Genomic DNA, 22,039 nt, shown 5'->3' on the forward strand with positions numbered 1-22,039 from the left:
AATGAGTATTTAAAAATAACGCCAGAATCATTTCTGGCAGGAGCCGATGTATGCGATTTTTGCCCGTCTCAACCGAGACCGGAAATCAGGAAGCCGTTGCGGTGCTGAATCAATCCAAACAGGTGTTTGGCATGGTGCCCAATCTGCTGCGTTATATGGCGATTGAACCCAGACTGGCGGATGCCTATTTGCATGTGACCCAGATTTTTGCCGCCAGCAGTCTGTCGGAAAAAGAACAGAATCTGGTGTTGCTGACCGCCAGCGCAGTGCAGCAATGTCGTTATTGTCTGGCCGCTTATACCATGCTGGGCAAGCAGGCGGGTTTGACCGATGCACAGATCGACCGGATCAAACAGGGGCAGCCGCTGGACGATCCGAAGCTGGAAGCCTTGCGTGGCCTGACTGTCAACCTGATTGACACCCGCGGGCAGGCCGATTCGGCTGTTCTGGTGGCGGTTGAGCAGGCCGGTTACGGACCCGAACAGGTGCTGGCCGTGGTATTGGGCATCAGCCTGAAGGTGATGAGCAATTACACCAACCATCTGGCGGGCACGCCGATTGATGACGCGTTTCAGCCCCAATAAGGAGTTCGTGTATGCGAACCACGCGCGATATTTTTACGGTTTCGGGCGTGGCTGGCACCACGTTGTTGGTCACAGCCAATCTGTATGTTCCCTGGACCGTGTATCTGTGGTTGTTGTGGGCCCCTTATCTGGGGCTGGGCATTTACGATATGACCCAGCCGCGTCATACCATTTTGCGGCTTTACCCGGTGATCGGGCACTTGCGCTATCTGTTTGAAGCCATTCGCCCGGAAATTCAGCAGTATTTCGTGGAAGACGATACCAGCGGGATGCCGGTCAGCCGGGAATTTCGTTCGCTGATTTATCATGTAGCGCGTAAAACCCCGTCGTTCACGGCGGGGATATAAGCGCTTAAACTTGAAATGTGTTACAATACTTTGTATGAAACAAGTCATTCGCAAAGCTTTTAAATTCAAACTCATGCCAAATTCTGACCAAGTACAGAAGATGATTGAGTTTGCCGGTGCGAATCGGTTTGTTTGGAACAAGGCTTTGGCAAAAAATCTGACTTTGCTTGAAGATAAAAAGCCTTTGCTCTGGTATCAGGAAATGAACTTTTGGCTTGGATTCTGGAAGAAATCGAATGAATACGGCTTTCTGAAACAGGCGCACTCCCAGTCACTTCAGCAAACGTTAAAACAACTGGAGAGAGCGTTTAAAAATGGGTTTGATAAAAAGCAACCTCTGAAGCGTATACCAAGATTTAAACGCAAAGGGCAAAAGGATTCATTCAGTTATCCGCAAGGATTTAAACTGGATGGAAATAGCGTTTTCCTACCTAAAATCGGCTGGGTGAAATATCGAAGTAGCCGAAAGGTTGTCGGTGAATTGAAAAATTGCACGGTTTCACGGCGTGGAAAACATTGGTATGTGTCTGTTCAAGTCGAGTATGAAGCGGAGATACCGCGCCATAGCGCTAATTCAATCATCGGTCTTGATTTGGGTGTAAAACGCTTCATTACTTTGTCTGACGGCTCATATATTGAGCCGATAAACAGCTTCAAGATACTGGAAAAGAAGTTGGCTTTTGCTCAGAGCAGGCTGAGTAAAAAAGTCAAGTTCTCTTCCAACTGGAAGAAGCAAAAACAACGCATTGCACGTCTGCATGAGAAGATCGCCAATGCGCGTTTGGATTTCCTTCATAAAACCTCAACCAGCATCAGCAAAAACCACGCAATGATTGTTGTTGAGGATTTAAAGGTAAGAAATATGTCCAAATCCGCCAAAGGCAATATCGACAAACCTGGCAAGAACGTCAAAGCCAAGTCCGGTCTGAACAAATCCATTCTGGATCAAGGATGGGGCATGTTCATTCAAATGCTTGAGTACAAGCAAAACTGGCTTGGCGGTGATGTTTTGAGAGTTGATCCAAGGCACACCTCACAAACCTGTCCAAAATGCCAGAATATCAGTCGTGCGAATCGCAAAACCCAAAGTGCTTTTGCGTGTACAGAATGTGGATTTAAAGCCAATGCCGACTTGGTAGGGGCTTTGAATGTGCTTGCCCGAGGGCATCGGGTGTTAGCCTGTGGAGTTGAAACGTTGGTTTCGACGTTGAAGCAGGAACCTGTGGGTAGTATTGATACACGCCCACTCTTAACGGCTTAACGCTGTTAGGAATCCCCGTCCTTTAGGGCGGGGAGGATGTCAACACAATACCGGGGAAGGCGGTTTGAGTCCGTACCATCTGGAAGAAGGCGGGGATCTGGTCTGGCAGATCGGCACCGGCTATTTTTCCTGCCGAACGCCGGAAGGCGATTTCGACTCCGAATCCTTCGCACGCAAAGCACAGCATCCAGCGGTCAAAATGATTGAAATCAAGCTCTCGCAAGGCGCGAAACCGGCCCACGGGGGCATTCTGCCCGCCGCCAAAGTCACGCAGGAAATCGCCGAAATCCGGGAGGTGCCGCTGGCCAAAGACATACTGTCGCCACCGGCGCACACGGCGTTCCGCAATCCGACCGAATTGCTGCAATTTATCACGCGTCTGCGCGAACTGTCCGGTGGCAAGCCGGTGGGGATCAAGCTCAGTGTGGGTAAGGAATCGGAGTTTTTGAGCCTGTGCAAAGCCATGCTGGACACGCAACGGATGCCGGATTTCATTACCGTGGATGGGGCCGAAGGCGGCACCGGCGCGGCTCCGATTGAGTTTACCAATTCGGTGGGCACGCCCTTGCGCGACGCCTTGCATTTTGTGCATTCGGTTCTGATCGGGTGTGGCCTGCGTGATCAGGTGCATGTGATCGCTTCGGGCAAAGCTTTTTCCGCATTCCATGTGTTTCGTTTGCTGGCGCTGGGCGCCGATCTGGTCAATTCGGCACGTGGGATGATGTTTGCCCTGGGCTGCATTCAGTCGCGCCAGTGCCATTCCGATACCTGTCCGACCGGCGTGGCCACTCAGGACCCGACCCGTTATCGCCATCTAGACGTCAGCGACAAAGCCAAACGGGTGGCCAATTATCAGGTCTCGGTGATTCATCATTTGATGGAATTGGTGGCGGCGACCGGCATGCACTGCCCCAGTCAAATTCAGCCCTGTCACATAAAGCGCCGGATCAGCCCGACTCAGGTCTGTACTTATGAAACCATTTACCCCTTGCTGGAAAACGGTCAGTTGCTGGACGCGTCCCGCCGACCGGATGAATGGGAACAGTGGTGGCAACAGGCCAATCCCAAAGACTGGCCGGAGAGTTAATCTGTGACTCCCTTTGAGCCGGAGAGCACTTTTATGGCGCAGTACGGTCTCTGCAAGACCCTTCGGCTTCGCTCAGGGTGACGGGGGATTTGTCATCCCGACCGAAGCGGAGGGATCTTTTAAGGGTTTGTACGGTATTAGGAAGCGTCTTCGGTTTCGCTCAAGCATTTGTCACCAGGCCTGGTTAAAAACCAGTCTGGTTTCTATGCGGTGCCTGATTGCAGGCTTTCGCTGTGATCAATCGGGTGGGGGTTTCCTGTGGGTGTGGCCACCAGCCACTGGTTTTCCAGCCATTGCGGGATCAGGGCGGCGGCGGCTTCGATCACTTGATCGGCACTGAGACCGGGTTGGGTGCCCAGTTGATCCGCCAGATTTTCAACCACTTCGGAAACCGGTTTTTCGGCCCCGGCAAAGCGGTGCATCAGCGCAAACACCGGCGCCGTGATTTCGGCAAAATGCACCTGATCGTCGGCGTCACGAGACACCAGCAACCAGGTCTCGGCCGGTTGGATGGCTTGCGGGTCGGCATCGGCCGCAATCCGGTGAACCGGCCAGTCATAACGCAACGGCCACACCAGTGGCGACAATTGCAGGACCGGGTCCTGATCGATTCGAACGCGGCTGAAAGGCGATGGATCAAACGGTTCGATTGACACCGCCAATTCCACCCATTCGTAGTGGGCCAGCGCCTGCAGAAACGGAAATCCGCTTTTCTCTTCTCCGACTTCGGGTTCGGTTTGCAGAAATCTCAGCCACTCCTGCCCCAGTTGGTGAAAATAAGGCGTGCGTGCGCCGTGGTGCTGCATAAAACGGCGCACCAGTCGTGCCCAGTGCTCCGGTCCGACCAGCCGTTGCATCACCGGAAACATGTTGCTCAGCAAGCTGTCGAAGTTGTTGAAAAACAGCGATTCGTAGATGGCCAGCCGTCGCGGCTCGATGGCCTCGCCGTCAACGGCCTGGGGGTCATAGCGCTTTTCGGGATCGCGCAGGTGCTGGGCAAAATGCTGTTGCAGCGTTTGAAAAGAGCGGGTATCACGGGACATGATTAACTGGCCTTTTGTTGGCGGCTGGCACGCAGTCGGTTCTGACGGGCACGGATTTGGTCGACTTCTTCCATCAGCTCCGGGAAGGGCGGAATGTTGAAGTCACGCTCCAGCAAGGTGGGTTTCAATCCGTGGGTCTGATAGGTAAAGTCCAGCAGCTCCCAGACTTCGGCCTGAATGTCCTGACCGTGGGTGTCCACTTTCAGGTCTTCGGCCTCGTCAAAATGCCCGGCCATGTGCAGGTACATGATGCGATCACCCGGCATGGCTTCAATGAAAGTCTGTGGGTCATAGCGATGATTGGTGGCGTTGACAAAGGTGTTGTTCACATCCAGCAACAGGCCGCAGTCGGCTTCGTCAATGACCGCGTTCACAAACTCGGCTTCGGTCATGTCGGATTGGGTCTGGGCGTAAAACGAGATGTTTTCAATCCCGATTTTCTGTTCCAGTGTGTCCTGAACCTGACGGATGCGCTCGGCCACATAATGCACCGCTTCTTCGGTAAACGGCATTGGCATCAAGTCATACAGCAGGCCCTGTTCGTCGCCGCAGTAGCTCAAATGCTCGGTGTAGCAGTGAATGTCGTGGCTGCGGAAAAACTGTTTCAGTTGCTGAAGGTAGTCGGTGTCCAGTGGGCGCGGTCCACCCAAATCCAGCGACAGGCCATGACAGGTAAAGGGAAACCGTTCGGTCAGTCGGCGCAGACGTTTGCCAAAAGCGCCGCCCAGGCCAATCCAGTTTTCAGGGGCGATTTCAAAAAAATCGATGACGGCGTCATCGGGCACGTCGTGGATAAAATCCCGCCGCAGCCCCAGGCCAACGCCATCGATCGGTTTGCGTCCGGTGTAAGCCATGCGCTTTCCTTTTTTTAAAACAAACAAAAACGCCCACAATCATTGCGCATTGCGGGCGTTGTCGTTATCGCGTTTTAGCGATGGAAATCAACGACCGCCGCACTTGCCTTCGCCACATTTACCTTCCATGCCTTTTCCCATGCCTTTGGAATGCTCGGGACGACGGCCTTCACCGCATTTACCTTCCATGCCTTTCTTGGCACCGTTGCCGCATTTGCCTTCACCGCACTTGCCTTCGCCGCATTTTCCTTCCATGCCCTTGCCTTTGGCGTGCTCGGGACGACGGCCTTCACCGCAGCGGCCTTCCATGTCTTTCTGGCCGCCGCCGCACTTGCCTTCGCCACATTTGCCTTCCATGCCTTTGCCTTGTTCGGGGCCTCTGCCACCACCGCACTTGCCTTCGGCCAGGTGGGTGTTTTCATAGCCCTGTTCCATTTCCTTGATCCCAAATGGGCTGTCGGAGGCAATGGCTTTGCCGGTAAAGGCAGCGGCGGTCGCTGCGCCAGCCATTTTCAGAAAATCGCGACGGGTGTTTGATTCGCTCATGGAATGCTCCTTCCTTTGATTGACAGTTCTGTAGTTTGCAAACCGCATAAAATTTGTTGTTTTTCATGCGTTTGTTGCATTATCTTTGTTTCATCATACGCCGTTGAATCCAGTAATCCAAGCTCAAATAACGACCGCCGCCCAAAAACAGCAATGCCAGTAACATCAGCAGGTAGGTCACGGCCCATTCCACGCCGTTGTTGCTGATCACAAAGCTTCCGGTTTCGGTCAGCCAGTCATAGTGACCGTGTTCTTGTAGCAGGTTTCTGGCGGCGTCCAGGCGCTCCATCGCCCCTTCCAGATTGGCACTGGGCCAGGGAGACATGGGGTCGTGAATGGCTTGCCAGCCGTTTTTCCAGTGCACCGACACGGCGGCCACAATCATGGTCACAATCAATGGCAAGGTCGCCCAACGCGTGGCCAGTCCTAACAACAGCAATACGGCCCCACCGACTTCGGCGGCAATCGCCAGACTGGCCATCACTTCCGGGAAGGGCATGCCCAGCCCCCAGTCCGGGTTGCCAAACCATTGCACCGTGCCTTCGAACCCGGCGATTTTGTTGGTGCCCGCCACCCAGAAAACGGCGGCCAGATAAATCCGCAGTGGCAGAGTCGCCAGAAAGTCCAGGTGCTGAAGGCCCTGCATCAGCCGGGTATGAATCTGAGTGAGTTGGTTCAACATCGGCACATTTCCTTTATTGAATGATCGTTCATTAAAAATCTAGCAGATGCAGAGACAGGATGCAAGTAAAAGTGCGCCGCATGATGACCAGGCCTGGTAAAAATTGGTCTCCCGGCGAAGGCTTTGATAGGATGAAAGGAATCAAAAGGAGTCAAATCATGCGTTATAACTTTCTGGGACACACCAATATCAAAGTCAGTGAAATTTGCCTTGGCACCATGACCTGGGGCGAGCAGAACACGCAGGCCGAAGCATTTGAGCAGATGGACTATGCGCTGGCGCAGGGCGTGAACTTCTGGGACACGGCCGAGCTTTATCCGGTGCCACCGAAGGCGGAGACCTATACCCGCACCGAAACCATCATCGGCAACTGGCTGGCTCAGAGCGGTCGGCGCGACGAAGTGGTGCTGGCAACCAAAATGGCCGGGCCGGGCGAGTTTGTGGAACACATTCGGGGCGGTGACAGTCGCTATACCGAAAAACAGGTTGATCAGGCGCTGGATGGGTCTTTGCAACGCTTGCAGACCGATTACGTGGATTTGTACCAGTTGCACTGGCCTGAACGACCGACCAATTTTTTCGGGCAATTGGGTTACAAGCCGCCGTCTGCGGAGGAAAAGCCCGATGATCTGACCCTGTTCAGCGAGACGCTGGAGGCCTTAAGCTGCCAGGTGAAAGCGGGCAAGATCCGCACCATTGGTCTGTCCAATGAAACGGCCTGGGGCACCATGAAGATGCTGCAGATTGCCCGTGAAATGGGGCTGGAAAAAATCGTGTCGGTGCAGAATCCGTATAACTTGCTCAATCGCAGTTTTGAGGTGGGGTTGGCGGAAATCGGCTACGAAGAACAGGTGGGGTTGCTGGCCTATTCGCCGTTGGCGTTCGGGGTGCTGACCGGAAAATACTTGAATGATGCCCGGCCTGAAAACGCTCGTATCACGCTTTTCCCACGATTTGACCGTTATCTGAACGAGCAGGCCACACTGGCGACGGAAGCTTACGCCCAATTGGCGCAGGAAAACGGTTTGTCGCTGGCACAAATGGCATTGAGTTACATCAATTCACGTCCGTTTGTGACCGCCAACATCATCGGCGCGACCAATATGACGCAGCTGAAGGAAAATATTGCCAGCATCGATGTGACCCTCAATGACGAGGTGCTGGCCGGGATTGAAGCGATTCACCATCGCTATACCTACCCTAGTCCTTGAGGTTGTTGGTCAAATCGGGTCACCCCAGTCTGCATTCTGTCACCCCGACCGAGGTGGAGGGATCTTCTCCGTCTCGCCCACACTCAAAAGCCCCTTCGGCTTCGCTCAGGGTGACAGGGCGTTTGTCATCCCGACCGGAGCGGAGGGATCTTCTTCGTCTTGCTCTCACTCAAAAGACCCTTCGGCTTCGTTCAGGGTGACAGGGCGTTTGTCATCCCGACCGGCGCGGAGGGATCTTCTCCGTCTCGCTCTCACTTAAAAGACCCTTCGGCTTCGCTCAGGGTGACAGGGCGTTTGTCATCCCGGCCGAGGTGGAGGGATCTTCTCCTTCTCGCTCTCACTCAAAAGACCCTTCGGCTTCGCTCAGGGTGACAAGGCGTTTGTCATCCCGACCGAGGCGGAGAGATCTTCTCCGTCTAGCTCCCACTCAAAAGACCCTTCGGCTTCGCTCAGGGCGACAAGGCGTTTGTCATCCCGACCGGCGCGGAGGGATCTTTTTCGTCTTGCCTGATTGAAAAATCGTTGAAGTGCGCTTGGAAAACAGATCAATACGTCGGTTTCAAAGGATTTTGTGGCCTTGCAAAAAGGGCACGAACCGTTGCACAAACCCGTCGGCGGTTTCCAGCGCCGTGGCTTGATCCTGGCCTTCCCGGAAAGGGCCGTCGGCCAGTTGTTGCATCAGGGTCTCGGCCAGCGCCGCGATTTCGCGTTCGCCTTCCAGCCAGGCCAGGGTCAGGACCTTTTCCTGCGGCGTGACTTGAATGCCGCCGCCGGTGACCGGGCTGGCCAGATGCAGCAATTTGTCCTTGTCCGCATGCGCGGTGAGCAGATGGCGGTTGAGGGCGTCGCAACCAGGCCTGGTCATTTCCTGGTCGGCTTCGGACTGGGCACTGTGCCATTCACCTCGGTGAGCAAAAATGAAGGCGGCCTGTACCAGGGTCATCAAATCCATGCCTTCGATCTGATTGAGGCGGTCGGCCATTTCCCCCAGCGAATGCGGTTGGTAATCGCTCATCAAATCCAGAATCGGGTCGTAAATCTGTGGGCTCAGGTCCATCACGCCCAATACGCCTTCGACCACCAGTGAAATGCGACCGCGCGGTTTGGTCAGTATCACCCGTTCCTGGCGGAAAGACGCGGCCATTTGCGCGGCGCTCAGTGGCTGCGCGCCCTTGTGCCAATAGTCCTTGCGAAAGGCCTTGTCGACACAGAAGTCGCGGGCGGTTTCCCTCAAGGCCGTGTCGGGAATCCGGTCGAGCAGCGTCTGCTGCGCTTCGGTCAGGTTCAACGGGTCAATCAGGTCCAGATAATGCGCGCTGCTGGCAAAGGTCAATTTGGCCGAATGCAGTTGGTCGGCCAGATCGGCAAAATCCATCGGCGCCCAGTCACGGTTGAAATATTCATGCGCCAGATAATGCGGGTCCTGAGCCAACAGTTCCTGCAGTTTGTTGGCCGCAGCGGGATGACTGCGGGCGTGGGCCGGCGCGGTATCAAACAGTTGTTTGGCAAAGGCCAGCGCCTCGCGAATGTTTCTGGCGCTGCCAGCGCCCGCTGCGCCCAGCCGATCGACATGCCGGGTCAAGAGTTTGCGCAATGGCATCATTTGCGCCCAGCCGACTTGGGTGTTGTAGCTCAGGTACACCACGCCGCCGACTTTGAGGTGACGCCGCAAAAATTCGATAATCACCGCCCGGTTGTCGCTCGAGACCCAGGTCCAGACGCCATGCAGGGCAATGAAGTCAAACTGGGGCAGGTCGTCCCGCTCTAAAAACGTCGCAAAATCGTCGTCGTAAAAATGGGCCTGAGCCCCGGAGACCTGCACCAGATTCTGCGCGAAACCGGCCTGTTGCGGCAGAAAATCGGTGCCCCACCACTGAACGGGGCTGGCGCTGGCATGCATGGCGCAGCTCAGCCCTTGTCCAAATCCCAGTTCGCAGGCGGTGGTGTCGGCATCGAGTTGCGGCGGTTGCAGCCCGGCATTAAAAAACGCCAGCCGCATCGCCAGTGGATTGAGTTCCTTGAAGTAGCCATAGGTGTAGCCAATGTCAGAAGTGTAGCCCTCGGTCCAGTCGGTGGTCTGCATAAGTGTTCCGTTGTGTCAGCCTTGGTGTCAGAATGGGTGCCAGAATGGGTATGAGTGTAATCAAAAAAACGAGGTTGGCAAGGTCAAACCATTATGCCTGCTGAGCATAGGGCACAATGAAACCCGCGGGAATCGGGCGCGGCCGGTGCTGGGTCAGGTCAATGCAGACATAGACGCTGGTCGCTTCAAACACGCATTGGCCATCGGTTTCACGCACAAAGGCAAAGTGTCGCTCGCGTCGGCAACAGCCGATTGGCTTGCCCAGCCAGGTGTGCAGGATCAGGCCATCGTTTTTTCGGCATTCTTTCAGATAGCGCATCCGGTGTTCGTGCACCACCATAATCCGGTTCAGGGTTTTCTGGGTGTCGGCATCAATGCCGACCGCATTGGCATGGGCCCAGGCCACGGTCTCCATCCAGCTAAGATACTGTTTGTTGTTGACGTGCCCCAGAAAGTCGAGTTCCTCTGTGGCGACCCGGTGGCGCTGTGAAAACCGAGCATTGGCTGAAACAGGTGTTTGAGTGTCGGGGATGGCGGGCATTGTTCTGATGCGGCTTTTTGGTTTTTGCTAAAATAGGCCCATTTTACAGAATTGATTGGACAAACGTATGGCAGGAAACAGCCTCGGACAGAATTTTCGCGTCACCACTTTTGGCGAAAGCCACGGCCCCGCTTTGGGGTGCATCGTTGATGGGTGCCCACCGGGCCTAGCTTTGGACGCCAGTGACATTCAAAAGGAACTGGACCGGCGCAAGCCCGGTCAGATCAAGCACGCGACCGCCCGGCGCGAGGCGGACGAGGTCGAGATTCTGTCCGGCGTGTTTGAAGGCAAAACCACCGGCACGCCCATCGGCCTGCTGATTCACAACACCGATCAGCGTTCCAAGGACTATTCCAAAGTGGCGGAAACCTTCCGTCCGGCCCACGCCGATTACACCTATACCCAAAAGTATGGGTTTCGCGATTATCGCGGCGGCGGTCGTTCGTCGGCGCGTGAAACCGCGATGCGCGTGGCGGCGGGGGCGATTGCAAAAAAGTATTTGCAACAACGGCTTGGGGTGGAGATCAAAGGCTATCTGTCACAACTTGGGCCGATAGAGATCGCCGATGTGCCCTGGCCGTTTGACAACGACAATGCCTATTTCTGTCCCAACGGGGCCAGGCAAGCTGAGATCAGCGCTTACATGGACGAGCTGATGAAGCAGAAGGATTCGGTGGGGGCCAAAATCACCATTCTGGCGCATCAGGTGCCGGTGGGGCTGGGCGAACCGGTGTTTGACCGTCTGGACGCCGATCTGGCCCACGCGCTGATGAGCATCAATGCGGTCAAGGGCGTGGAAATCGGTGACGGTTTTGCGGTGGCCGCGCAAAAGGGCACCGAACACCGGGACGAGCTGAACCCGGACGGCTTTGCTTCCAATCACGCGGGCGGCATTGTCGGCGGCATTGCCACCGGCCAGGACATTGTGGCGCGCATTGCCCTCAAGCCCACGTCCAGCATTATGACGCCGGGCAAAAGCGTGAACACGCGCAATGAGTCGGTCGATATGGTCACCAAAGGCCGACACGATCCCTGTGTCGGTCTGCGGGCCACGCCGATTGCGGAAGCGCAAATGGCGATTGTGATTTTGGATCATTATCTGCGCCACCGGGCGCAGAACGCGGACGTGGTTCCACCCATGCCCGATCTGGCGCGTATAGACGAAGCCAGCGATACCGACGTCGCTTCTCAGCCATGAGATCGAATGATTTAACATGAGCCAGGCGGCGCCGTTTTACCGACAAGCCTACCCCAAACTCTCGGCCTTTTATCTGGTCTATTTCATGCTGTTTGGGGCCTTGATTCCCTACATTTCGCTTTACTATCAATCGCTGTCTTTCAGCGCCATTGAAATCGGCCAACTGATGGCGGTGTTCATCGGCACCAAAATCGTGGCCCCCAATCTGCTTGGCTGGCTGGCGGACAAAATGTATGGTCCGGTTGTCTGGTTGCGTATCTGCGGCCTGCTCACGGCCCTGTTCAGTCTGGGCTGGTTGGTCACGCAGAGTTACTGGGGCCTGCTGTTGACGGTGTTTGGGTTCAGTTTCTTTTTTCATGCCGCCTTGCCGTTGTTCGAAGCCTATACCTTCAGTGTGCTGCATGGCCAGAAAGCGCTTTACGGTCGGGTGCGTCTGTGGGGCTCTATCGGCTTTATTCTGGCGGTGCTCTGGGGCGGCTGGCAGCTGGACTGGCTGAGCGAGGCGTCTTTGCCCTGGCTGCTGGTGGGATTGGCCTGGCTGATCTGGCTGGTGACCTTCTGGGTCAGGGCTGACCACGCGGTGCCGCAGTCGCACCATGTCACTGAGGGCTTTGTGCGGGTGCTGAAACGTCCCTGGGTCTGGAGTCTGCTGCTGGTCAGCGGCCTGATTCAGTTTTCGCATGGCACCTATTACGGTTTTTACAGCATTTTCCTGACCGATTTTGGTTACAGCAAAACCTTTGTGGCCTGGCTTTGGGCGATTGGGGTGATCGCGGAAATTGCGGTGTTTTTCTGGATGGTGCCGATGTTTGAGCGTTATTCGGTGCGTTTTCTGCTGTTGCTTAGCCTTGTGCTGACCGCGGTGCGCTGGGGCATGATTCCGCTGGTGCCGGAGTCGTTGCCACTGCTGATTGTGGCGCAAACGCTGCATGCCGCCAGTTACGGCCTGTTTCACGCCGCCGCCATTTACCTGATTGACCATTATTTCATCGGACCCAATCAAAGCAAGGGTCAGGCGCTGTATGCGTCGTTCAGTCACGGGCTGGGTGGGGCACTGGGCATGCTGGTGGCTGGTTACGCCTGGGCCTGGGGCGGGGCGGACGTGAGCTTTGCCATCAGTCTGGTCGCGGTGGTGATCGCCATGGGCATCGCCTGGCGCTGGGTGCGAGAACCGATTATGACCAGGCCTGGTTAAACAGGATGGTTTGACCTTGACGGGTTGGTGCTTCCGTATGAATTTTCTGCATGCATGGATTAAAAAGATGAGATTGACAGCCTGTCAGCAAACGGTCAGAATCCGATGCATCTGTTTTGCAAATAACCCCATTGAGGAGAGATGATGAAACTGGAATCCATTGCCCTGCACCATGGTTACGAATCCGAAGCCACCACCAAATCGGCGGCGGTGCCGATTTATCAGACCACGTCTTACACTTTCGACAACACCCAGCACGGGGCCGATCTGTTTGATTTGAAGGTGCCGGGCAATATTTACAGCCGCATTATGAACCCGACTTGCGATGTGCTGGAAAAGCGCGTGGCGGAAATGGAAGGCGGCATTGCCGGTCTGGCGGTGGCGTCGGGCATGACCGCGATCACCTATGCCATTCAGACCATTGCCCAGGCCGGTGACAACATTGTTTCCACCAGCCAGCTGTATGGCGGCACCTACAATCTGTTTGCGCATACCTTGCCGCGTCAGGGCATTGAAGTGCGCATGGTCAAGGCCGATGACTACGACGGTTTTGCGGCCGCCATCGACGACAAGACCAAAGCCATTTTCTGTGAATCCATCGGCAACCCGGCCGGCAATGTGGTGGACGTGGCGCGTCTGGCCGAGATTGCCAATGCTCACGGCATTCCGCTGATGGTCGACAACACCGTGGCCACGCCGTATCTGTGCCGTCCGATTGAGCTGGGGGCGGACATTGTGATCCATGCCCTGACCAAGTTCATTGGCGGGCATGGCACCACCATCGGCGGTTTGATTGTGGATTCCGGCAAATTCGACTGGGCCGCGGACCCGGAAAAGTTCTCGCTGCTGAACGAACCCGATCCGTCTTACCACGGGGTCAGCTACACCCGCGATGTGGGCGAAGCCGCTTTTATTACCCGCGCACGTGTGGTGCCGCTGCGCAACACTGGCGGGGCGCTGTCGGCGCACAGTGCGTTCCTGCTGTTGCAGGGGCTGGAAACCCTGGGACTGCGAATGGAGCGCCATTGTGAAAACACCCTGGCCGTGGCCAAACATCTGCAACAGCATCCGAAAGTGGATTGGGTCAATTACGCGGCACTGGAAGGGGACCGTTATTACGACGTCTGCCAGAAAACCACCGGCGGTTATGGCTCCGGGATTTTGAGTTTTGGCGTGAAAGGCGGTCGTTCCGCAGGCGCGCGTTTCATTGATGCGCTGCAGATGATTCTGCGACTGGTCAATATTGGCGACGCCAAATCCCTGGCCTGTCACCCGGCGACCACCACCCACCGTCAGCTGAGCCCGGAAGAACTGGAAAAAGCCGGGGTGTCCGAAGATCTGGTGCGTCTGGCCATCGGCATTGAACACATTGACGACATTCTGGCCGATGTGGATCAGGCGCTGGAACACGTTTAAGACGTGTTGAAGCTCAAAAACTACCAGGCCTGGTGAAAACCGGGTCGAATTAAACGAATTGAATGTAAAAGGAGGCTCTATGCGTATCCTGCACACGATGCTGCGCGTTGGCGATCTGCAAAAGTCGATTGATTTCTATCAGAATGTCCTGGGCATGAAATTGTTGCGCCAGAAAGACTATCCCAAAGGCGAATTTACCCTGGCCTTTCTGGGCTATGGTTCGGAAGAGGAAGAAGCGGTGCTGGAACTGACCTACAACTGGGATCAGTCCGAGTACGATTTGGGCGACGGCTATGGCCACATTGCGATCGAAGTACCGGATGTGTACGAAGCGGCGGAGAATGTGAAAAAAGCCGGCGGCAAGGTGATCCGGGAAGCCGGTCCCATGAACGCAGGCAGCACCATCATCGCCTTCGTCGAAGACCCGGACGGCTACCAGATTGAGTTCATCGGGGAAGACCACGTTCGAAGCTAAAGCGGGGAGAAATTCGAAATTACTGCAATGTTGTCAGCCGTGCTGGTTACGTTGAGCCTGGTCTTGATTAACCGGAAAATACTTCGAAAAATTGACCAGTTAGAGAGGATGTAATCATGGATATTCTACTTGTTCTGGCCGCTTTCATTGTGATCGGCGGTATTTTATTTGCCGTATACGAAGCCATTACGCACAAATCTTCCTGACGAAGGATAAAAATTCCTGGTTGATATCAGCCGTCAAGCATCCTCTGCTTTTTTCGATGCGGCGCGTTTTTTGCGCTTCTGATATTTGAAGTAGGCGTGCAATCCCAGGTGGGCGAGCACCAGCAGTACCACCACGCCGATCATGATCTCACCGATGTAATGAATCCACATTGTGTTTGTCCTTTTTCTTGGCTTCGCTCAAGCTGACCGGGCCTTTGGGGTATTTTAACCCAAAGGGCTGATCCGCGCAGGCGGTTGCGTCTTCAGTCCTTGATCGGTTTGACCGATTTGAACCACTGCTGCATCAGCACAAAGAAGACCGGCACCAGGAAAATGCCCAGCGTGGTCGCACTGATGACGCCACCCAGAATCACATTGCCGATGGCGTTGTGCGCGCCGGAACCGGCACCGCTGCTCATGGCCAGTGGCACCACCCCAAACCCAAACGCCAGAGACGTCATCAGAATCGGACGCAGACGCATTTTGGCGGCTTCGATGGTGGCCGAAATCGCATCCAGTCCGTCTTCCACCAGTTCTTTGGAGAACTCCACAATCAGGATCGCGTTTTTGGTTGCCAGCCCCACAATGGTCAGCAGCCCGACCTGAAAGTAGATGTCACTGGGTTTGCCGGTCAGGTGCGCGGCCGCCAATGCCCCGAGAATGCCCAGCGGCACAATCAGCATCACCGACACCGGCAGAGACCAGCTTTCATAAAGCGCGGCCAGCGCCAGAAACACCACCAGCACCGAAAGCACATAAAGCAATAACACCTTGTCACCGGCTTTCTGTTCTTCAAAAGACATGCCGGTCCATTCCATGCTGATGCCGGGCGGCAATTGCGCCACCAGATCTTCCACGGTCTGCATCGCCCGGCCGGAACTGACGTCGGGGGCGGGCATGCCCATGACCTGCAGTGCCGCAGAACCATTGTAACGCTCGTATTTGGGCGACTCCTTGCTCCAGTCAAAGTCGATCAGGCTGGCGGCGGAAATCATTTCGCCGTCTTTGTTGCGCAGATACCAGTCATTGAAGTTTTCCGGGGTGGAGCGGAATTCGCCTTCGCCCTGAACGTAAATCTTTTTGACCTTTTCCTGCTTGATGAAATCGTCCACGTAGGCGCTGCCCCAGGCAATCGACAGGGCCTGATTGATGTCGGCAATGGTCAGCCCCATGGCCTGCGCCTTTTCCTTGTCAATATTGGCGTTCAGCACGGGCGCGGGGTCCTGACCATTGGGACGCACCCGCATCAGGTCCGGGTGCTGGTTGGCCATGCCCAGAAACTGATTGCGGGCGTCATACAATGCTTGACGTCCCACACCGGCACTGTCTTTCAGGTAAAAGTCAAAACCAGTGGCATTGCCCAGCTCCATCACCGGGGGCGGGGCGAAGGCAAAGACCTGAGCTTCGGTGATCTGGCTGAACCGGCCCATGGCACGACCAACAATCGCATCGACGCTTTGTTCGGGTTCGGTGCGCTCAGACCAGTCCTTGAGGTTCACAAACGCAATCGCGGTGTTCTGACCGGTGCCGGAAAAGTTGAAGCCGAGCACGGTAATGAATTCTTCGATGTTGTCGGCTTCGTTTTCCAGATAATGCGTTTCAATCTGTTTGACCACGTCCAGCGTGTCTTCACGGGTGGAACCGGCGGGCAGATTGATCTGGGTGAAAAACAGGCCCTGATCTTCCTGAGGCAAAAAGCCGGAAGGGGTTTTGGTGTAAAGCACCGCCACTCCGGCGACGATCAGCAGGTACACCACCAGGAAACTGTGTTTGAAGCGCAATATCCCGCCGAGACTGCGTTTGTAGCCCTGGGTCATGCCTTCGAATTTGCGGTTGAACCAGCCGAAGAACCCTCTGGATTCGGCTTCCCGGTCTACTGGCTTGAGAAAGGTGGCGCACAAGGCCGGGGTGAGAATGAAGGCCGCCAGCACCGACAGAATCATGGCCGACGCAATGGTGACCGCAAACTGTTCGTAAATGACCCCGGCGGACCCCGGAAAAAACGCCATCGGCAGAAACACCGCAGACAAAACCAGCCCGATGCCGATCAAAGCCCCGGAAATCTGGTTCATGGAGCGGAAGGTGGCTTCTTTGGCGGGCAGGTCTTCCTCGTGCATCACCCGTTCGACGTTTTCGACCACAATGATGGCGTCGTCCACCAGCAACCCGATGGCCAGCACCATCGCAAACATGGTCAGGGTGTTGATCGAGTAGCCGAAATAAGCCAGCACCCCAAACGTGCCCAGCAACACCACCGGCACGGTAATGGAAGGGATGATGGTGGCGCGCAGATTGCCCAGAAACAGGAACATGATCAGCACCACCAGCACCACCGCTTCGATCAGGGTCATGACCACGTTTTCAATCGACAAGCTGATAAACGGCGTCATGTCGTAGGGAATGCGGTAATCCATGTCGCTGGGGAAAAAGTCGCGCAATTCCTCTAGGCGGTCGATCACACGCCCATGCGTTTCCAGTGCGTTGGCACCGGGCGCCACCTTGACCGCAAACCCGGCCACCGGCACGCCTTTGTAACGGGCGATTTTGCTGTAGTTGTCGGCCCCGATTTCCACCCGGCCCAGGTCGCCAACGGTGATGTTGGAGCCGTCCTGCGCGGTCTTGACCACGACCTTTTCAAACTCGGCCACGTTTTTCAGGCGGCCCTGCAGATTGACCGTGACATTGATCGGTTGTTCGCTTTTGGTGGGCAGTCCGCCCAGCTGACCGGCGGTAATCACCTGATTGTTGGCACGAATGGCACTGACCACATCGGTGGCGACCAGGTTGTATTGGGTCAGCTTGTAAGGGTCGAGCCACACCCGCATCGCATGTTCGGCACTGAATTGCACCGTTTCGCCCACACCCTGCACCCGGTTGACCTGATCGATGATGTGGGTGGCCAGATAATCCCCCAGATCGTATTGGTTGTGGGTGCCCTCGGGGGAAATGAAGGTGATCACCATCAAAAAGTTCCGCGCCGACTTTTTGACTTCGATCCCCTGGCGCTGGACCGCCTCGGGTAGGGAACTCATGGCCGTCTGCAGTTTGTTTTGAATCTGCATCTGGGCGATGTCGGGGTCGGTGCCGGTGGCAAACGTCAGATCCACCGCCGCCTGACCGGTGGACTCACTGCTGCTGGACATGTACATCAGGTTGTCCAGCCCCTTCATTTCACTTTCAATCACCTGAGTGACGGTCTGTTCCAGAATTTTGGCCGACGCCCCCGGATAAGCCGCCGACACCGAAATGGTCGGCGGTGCAATGGATGGGAATTGCGACACCGGCAAGGACACCACCGACAGAGCGCCGCCAAGCATGACCAGAAACGCCAGGACCCAGGCGAATACCGGCTTGTTGATGAAAAAGGTGGCAAAGCTTTTGCGGGCCTTGGATGCATGCTGTGGCTGCATAAAACGTTCCTTGGGTTGTCAGGCGGTAGAGTTATTTTTTGCCGTTATCGGCCAGTTGAACCTGGATGCCGGGGCGCAGCATTTGCAGGCCTTCGGTCACCACCTTGTCATCGGTTTTCAGGCCATCCTTGATCACCCAGCTCTCCTGATGAAGCCGTTCGGGCACCACAGGCCGGGCCTGAACCTGCTGGTTTTCGTCCAGAACATAGACAAACGGCTTGCCGACCGGGTCGCGCTGCAAAGCCACTGCGGGCACCAGAAAACGGTTTTCGGAGACGCCGTTTTCCACCCGGCCATGAATGAACATGCCCGGCAGCAAATGGTGATCGGGGTTGGCGAACTGGGCACGGATCACCACCGAATCGGTCGTGGGATCGACTTCAAATTCGGACAGAATGATCTCGCCCTGATGCGGGTAGGGTTTGGCGTTATGGAGCAAAAGTGTCACCGGCATCGGCGAGTCCGCAGCCTGCAGATTGGCTTTCAAGGACATGGCCTTGGCACTGGGCACGCTGAAATCCACATAAATGGGGGCCAGTTGCTGCAGTGTGGCCAGCGCCTGCGGCTGGTTGGCGGACACCAATGCCCCTTCGGTGATGGTGGAGCGGCCAATGACGCCGTCAATCGGTGCCTTGATCTGCGTGCGTTCCAGATTGATGCTCGCCGATTTCAATGCGGCCTTGTTGGCGGCCAGATTGGCCAGGGCTTCGCGTTCGGCCGCCAGCGCATCGTCCAGCACCTGCTCGCTCACGGCATTGATTTTGACCAGTCGCCGGTTGCGCTTGACCTTGAGCTGAGCGTTGGTCAGTACCGCTTCAGATTGCGCCACCGCCGCGCTGGCGTTGTCATAAATGGCCTGATAGCTGGCGTCGTCAATCTGATAGAGCACGTCGCCCTTGGCCACGGTCGCGCCTTCGGTGAAAAGCCTTGCTTCGATGATGCCTTCCACCTGAGGGCGGATTTCCGCCACCGTGTGCGCCCGGGTGCGGCCGGTCATGTCCAACAGACGGGGCACGGATTGCGGTTCTACCTCAATAATGGACACCTTGGGCATCTGTTGCTGAGGCCCTTTTTGTTCCGGGCCTTTGTCGCCGCAGGCCGTCAGCAGGCCAAACAGGGCCAGAAACCCCGTGTAAGCAAAATACCGTTGGTTGAAAACCGCCATCAGAGCAGAATAACGCATGACAATCGTGCCTTTTGAAAATGAGAGTTACACAATTGTAACAATTTTTGGCGCAATTGCGAGGCCAGCAACATTTTTTGCAAGATTGCTTTCACATTTCTTTAGGCGGGGCGTCATCCCGACCGTAGCGGAGGGATCTTTTGAGAGGGAGCAGAGACGAGGAAGATCCTTCGGCTTCGCTCAGGATGACAAAACCGAGACCCTGTGTCCTTATGCATGGACCGCAGAAACGCTTGTCATCCCGACCGCAGCGGAGGGATCTTTTGAGAGGGAGCACAGACGTACAAGGTCCTTCGGCTTCGCTCAGGACGACATGAATGATATGTTTCGGATTCGTTCAGACAGCCAACCCTTTCTTTGAGTCAGCGGAGAGGCAGTGCAAAAACCACCAGGCCTGGTGGTTTTTGGTTTTTGTGAGTAAAGTACCTTAATAAATAATAGTAGTGAGGCGTTGAAAATGTCTGGCGCACTGGCAACGCACACAGTTTCGATTAAGATGCCTTAAGCTCGTATAATACTCGGCTAAAATTCGAGAAAATGGCTATTTAAAACAGGGAAGCAGAATGACAAGTACCCAGCAACGCGCAGCCTTGCAACGTCAAATCTGGCAAATTGCGAACGATGTCAGAGGGTCTGTTGATGGATGGGATTTTAAGCACTATGTGCTCGGCACCTTGTTCTATCGCTTTATCAGCGAAAACTTTGCTGACTACATCGAAGGCGGTGATGAAAGCATTCATTATGCTGAGCTTGGCGATGACATCATCACCGACGAAATCAAGGATGATGCGATCAAAACCAAGGGGTATTTTATCTACCCCAGTCAGCTTTTTGTCAACATCGCCGCCAAAGCCAAGACCAACGAAAATTTGAACACCGACCTGGCCACCATTTTCTCTGACATTGAAAACTCGGCCAACGGCTATCCGTCCGAGTCGGATATCAAAGGGTTGTTTGCCGATTTTGATACCACCAGCAACCGTCTTGGGCGCACGGTGGCTGACAAAAATCACCGTTTGGCCGCCGTGCTGAAAGGTGTGGCAAAACTGGATTTCGGGGACTTTGCCGGCAGTCAGATCGACCTGTTCGGCGATGCTTATGAATTTCTGATCTCCAATTATGCGGCCAATGCCGGTAAATCCGGCGGCGAGTTTTTTACGCCCCAGCATGTGTCCAGGCTGATTGCCCAACTGGTCATGCACGGCCAAGCCAGCGTCAATAAAATTTATGACCCAGCCGCCGGATCCGGCTCTCTGTTACTTCAGGCCAAAAAACACTTTGACGAACATATTATTGAAGAGGGGTTTTACGGTCAGGAGATCAACCACACCACTTACAACCTGGCGCGCATGAACATGTTCCTGCACAATATCAACTACGATAAGTTTGATATACAGCTGGGCAATACCTTGACCGAGCCGCATTTTGGGGACGAAAAGCCTTTTGATGCCATTGTTTCCAATCCCCCGTATTCTGTGAAATGGATCGGTTCAGACGATCCAACCCTGATCAACGATGAGCGCTTTGCCCCCGCAGGTGTGTTGGCGCCCAAATCCAAAGCCGATTTTGCTTTTGTGCTGCACGCGCTCAGTTATCTGTCCAGCAAAGGTCGCGCCGCGATTGTCTGCTTCCCCGGTATTTTTTACCGTGGCGGCGCGGAAAAGAAAATCCGCCAATATCTGGTGGACAACAACTATGTCGAAACCGTGATTTCCCTCGCACCCAATCTGTTTTACGGCACCACCATTGCGGTCACGATTCTGGTTCTTAGCAAACACAAAACCGATACCACCACCCAGTTTGTTGATGCCAGCGGCCTGTTTAAAAAAGAGATCAATAACAATATTCTTACGGATGAGCATATCGATCGGATTATGGCGGTGTTCGACAGCAAGGAAAACGTGACCTACCTTGCTCAGTCCGTGCCTTATGAACAAGTCGCCGCCAACGACTACAACCTGTCGGTGAGCAGCTATGTCGAAGCGGAAGACACCCGTGAAGTGATTGATATTACCAAGCTCAATGCCGAACTGAAAACCACCGTCGCCAGGATCGACCAGCTGCGTTCCGAGATTGATGTCATTGTGGCGGAAATAGAAGGAGGCGAGACATGATTCTGGAAAACAAACTCGGTATCAGCGACCAAATCGAACTGGCCAAAGCCGAAGAAAAAATCAGTAAGCAAAAAGCCAAGAAGCTGTTTGATACAGGTGATATTGAAAACGCAGAAATCGGAACCTTTAAAGGGTTGGCTTACATTCACCATTATTTGTTCAGTGATGTTTATGCCTTTGCAGGCAAGCCGCGTGAGGTCAATATTGCCAAGGGCAATTTTCGCTTTGCGCCGGTGATTTACTTGGAACAGGCCCTGAAACAAATCGACAAAATGCCGCAAAGCCACTTTTCACAGATCATCGAAAAGTACGTTGAAATGAATGTGGCTCACCCTTTTTGCGAGGGCAATGGCCGCGCGACCCGCATCTGGTTGGATCGGATTCTGAAAACGGAACGGCAGCAGGTCATCGACTGGAATCAAGTGGACAAAGAAGCCTATTTGAGCGCCATGCAACGCAGTCCGGTCGATGACACAGAGATCAAACAACGCCTTGAAAAAGCCTTGACCGATCACATTCACGACCGCGAACTCTTTATGAAGGGCATTGATGTGAGCTACTTTTACGAAGGCTACAGCGAATTCAAAACCGAGGAGCTGTAGC

At 54.9% G+C, this 22,039-nt stretch carries 19 protein-coding genes and 1 pseudogene; 11 read left to right on the top strand and 9 right to left on the bottom strand.

The features are described 5' to 3' along the window. Positions 1 to 50: 50 nt before the first annotated feature. The 4 genes and pseudogenes from A377_RS0109535 to A377_RS12375 form a co-directional block, all read left to right on the top strand. Complete coding sequence (locus A377_RS0109535) at positions 51 to 584, top strand: carboxymuconolactone decarboxylase family protein (RefSeq protein ID WP_019896113.1); 534 nt, start codon at positions 51 to 53, stop codon at positions 582 to 584. A gap of 11 nt (positions 585 to 595) precedes the next feature. Beyond that, positions 596 to 931 (top strand): hypothetical protein, encoded by a 336-nt coding sequence (locus A377_RS13210; protein WP_019896115.1) that lies wholly within the window; start codon positions 596 to 598, stop codon positions 929 to 931. Positions 932 to 965: 34 nt separating this feature from the next. Beyond that, complete coding sequence (locus A377_RS0109545) at positions 966 to 2,192, top strand: RNA-guided endonuclease InsQ/TnpB family protein (RefSeq protein ID WP_019896116.1); 1,227 nt, start codon at positions 966 to 968, stop codon at positions 2,190 to 2,192. A 46-nt stretch (positions 2,193 to 2,238) separates the two neighbouring features. Further along, positions 2,239 to 3,279, top strand: a pseudogene (locus tag A377_RS12375) (glutamate synthase-related protein); the annotation flags it as partial. Positions 3,280 to 3,482: 203 nt separating this feature from the next. Here A377_RS12375 and A377_RS12380 read toward each other — a convergent pair. From A377_RS12380 to A377_RS0109570, 4 genes are all read right to left on the bottom strand, one after another. Continuing rightward, a complete protein-coding gene (locus A377_RS12380; RefSeq protein WP_019896118.1) occupies positions 3,483 to 4,322 on the bottom strand; it encodes an HvfC family RiPP maturation protein in 840 nt (279 codons plus the stop codon). 2 nt (positions 4,323 to 4,324) lie between these two features. Continuing rightward, positions 4,325 to 5,176 carry an HvfB family MNIO-type RiPP peptide maturase gene (locus A377_RS0109560; RefSeq protein ID WP_019896120.1) on the bottom strand — a complete coding sequence of 284 codons (852 nt, stop codon included), beginning with the start codon at positions 5,174 to 5,176 and terminating at the stop codon, positions 4,325 to 4,327. An 87-nt stretch (positions 5,177 to 5,263) separates the two neighbouring features. Next, positions 5,264 to 5,722 carry an HvfA family oxazolone/thioamide-modified RiPP metallophore gene (locus A377_RS0109565; RefSeq protein ID WP_019896122.1) on the bottom strand — a complete coding sequence of 153 codons (459 nt, stop codon included), beginning with the start codon at positions 5,720 to 5,722 and terminating at the stop codon, positions 5,264 to 5,266. A 79-nt stretch (positions 5,723 to 5,801) separates the two neighbouring features. Next, a complete protein-coding gene (locus A377_RS0109570) occupies positions 5,802 to 6,404 on the bottom strand; it encodes an HvfX family Cu-binding RiPP maturation protein (RefSeq protein ID WP_019896123.1) in 603 nt (200 codons plus the stop codon). Positions 6,405 to 6,562: 158 nt separating this feature from the next. Here A377_RS0109570 and A377_RS0109575 point away from each other — a divergent pair, with 158 nt between their 5' ends. Then, positions 6,563 to 7,615, top strand: coding sequence for an NADP(H)-dependent aldo-keto reductase (locus A377_RS0109575; protein ID WP_019896124.1), 1,053 nt, complete (start codon positions 6,563 to 6,565; stop codon positions 7,613 to 7,615). Between the two features lie 559 nt (positions 7,616 to 8,174). Here A377_RS0109575 and A377_RS0109580 read toward each other — a convergent pair. Beyond that, positions 8,175 to 9,698 (bottom strand): class I SAM-dependent methyltransferase, encoded by a 1,524-nt coding sequence (locus A377_RS0109580; RefSeq protein WP_019896125.1) that lies wholly within the window; start codon positions 9,696 to 9,698, stop codon positions 8,175 to 8,177. Positions 9,699 to 9,789: 91 nt separating this feature from the next. Further along, entirely contained in the window at positions 9,790 to 10,239 is a 450-nt protein-coding gene (locus A377_RS0109585) for an acyl-CoA thioesterase (RefSeq protein ID WP_019896126.1), read from the bottom strand. A 67-nt stretch (positions 10,240 to 10,306) separates the two neighbouring features. Here A377_RS0109585 and aroC point away from each other — a divergent pair, with 67 nt between their 5' ends. The 4 genes from aroC (at position 10,307) to gloA (ending at position 14,523) form a co-directional block, all read left to right on the top strand. After that, positions 10,307 to 11,437, top strand: a complete 1,131-nt coding sequence (aroC, locus tag A377_RS0109590; protein WP_019896127.1) for a chorismate synthase — start codon at positions 10,307 to 10,309, stop codon at positions 11,435 to 11,437. Positions 11,438 to 11,453: 16 nt separating this feature from the next. Next, positions 11,454 to 12,632, top strand: a complete 1,179-nt coding sequence (locus A377_RS0109595; protein ID WP_019896128.1) for an MFS transporter — start codon at positions 11,454 to 11,456, stop codon at positions 12,630 to 12,632. 144 nt (positions 12,633 to 12,776) lie between these two features. Then, on the top strand, positions 12,777 to 14,048 hold the full coding sequence (locus A377_RS0109600) for an O-acetylhomoserine aminocarboxypropyltransferase/cysteine synthase family protein (protein WP_028485449.1): 1,272 nt from the start codon (positions 12,777 to 12,779) through the stop codon (positions 14,046 to 14,048). Positions 14,049 to 14,127: 79 nt separating this feature from the next. Continuing rightward, positions 14,128 to 14,523 carry a lactoylglutathione lyase gene (gene gloA, locus A377_RS0109605; RefSeq protein WP_019896131.1) on the top strand — a complete coding sequence of 132 codons (396 nt, stop codon included), beginning with the start codon at positions 14,128 to 14,130 and terminating at the stop codon, positions 14,521 to 14,523. A 239-nt stretch (positions 14,524 to 14,762) separates the two neighbouring features. Here the strand turns inward: gloA and A377_RS13150 are convergent, their stop codons facing one another. The 3 genes from A377_RS13150 to A377_RS0109620 form a co-directional block, all read right to left on the bottom strand. Next, the gene (locus A377_RS13150; protein ID WP_019896132.1) at positions 14,763 to 14,900 is read right to left on the bottom strand and encodes a hypothetical protein; all 138 of its coding nucleotides are present in this window, start codon (positions 14,898 to 14,900) and stop codon (positions 14,763 to 14,765) included. A 92-nt stretch (positions 14,901 to 14,992) separates the two neighbouring features. Beyond that, positions 14,993 to 18,139, bottom strand: a complete 3,147-nt coding sequence (locus tag A377_RS0109615) for an efflux RND transporter permease subunit (RefSeq protein WP_019896133.1) — start codon at positions 18,137 to 18,139, stop codon at positions 14,993 to 14,995. A 31-nt stretch (positions 18,140 to 18,170) separates the two neighbouring features. Further along, complete coding sequence (locus tag A377_RS0109620; RefSeq protein ID WP_019896135.1) at positions 18,171 to 19,322, bottom strand: efflux RND transporter periplasmic adaptor subunit; 1,152 nt, start codon at positions 19,320 to 19,322, stop codon at positions 18,171 to 18,173. Positions 19,323 to 19,885: 563 nt separating this feature from the next. Between A377_RS0109620 and A377_RS0109630 the strand changes: the two genes are divergently transcribed. Continuing rightward, positions 19,886 to 21,436 (top strand): type I restriction-modification system subunit M, encoded by a 1,551-nt coding sequence (locus A377_RS0109630; RefSeq protein ID WP_019896137.1) that lies wholly within the window; start codon positions 19,886 to 19,888, stop codon positions 21,434 to 21,436. Further along, a complete protein-coding gene (fic, locus tag A377_RS0109635) occupies positions 21,433 to 22,038 on the top strand; it encodes a protein adenylyltransferase Fic (RefSeq protein ID WP_019896139.1) in 606 nt (201 codons plus the stop codon). The genes A377_RS0109630 and fic overlap by 4 nt, the downstream gene beginning before the upstream one ends. Position 22,039: the final 1 nt, after the last annotated feature.

This window comes from Hydrogenovibrio halophilus DSM 15072 (genome assembly GCF_000384235.1).
In the GTDB taxonomy this organism is placed as follows: Bacteria; Pseudomonadota; Gammaproteobacteria; order Thiomicrospirales; family Thiomicrospiraceae; genus Hydrogenovibrio; species Hydrogenovibrio halophilus.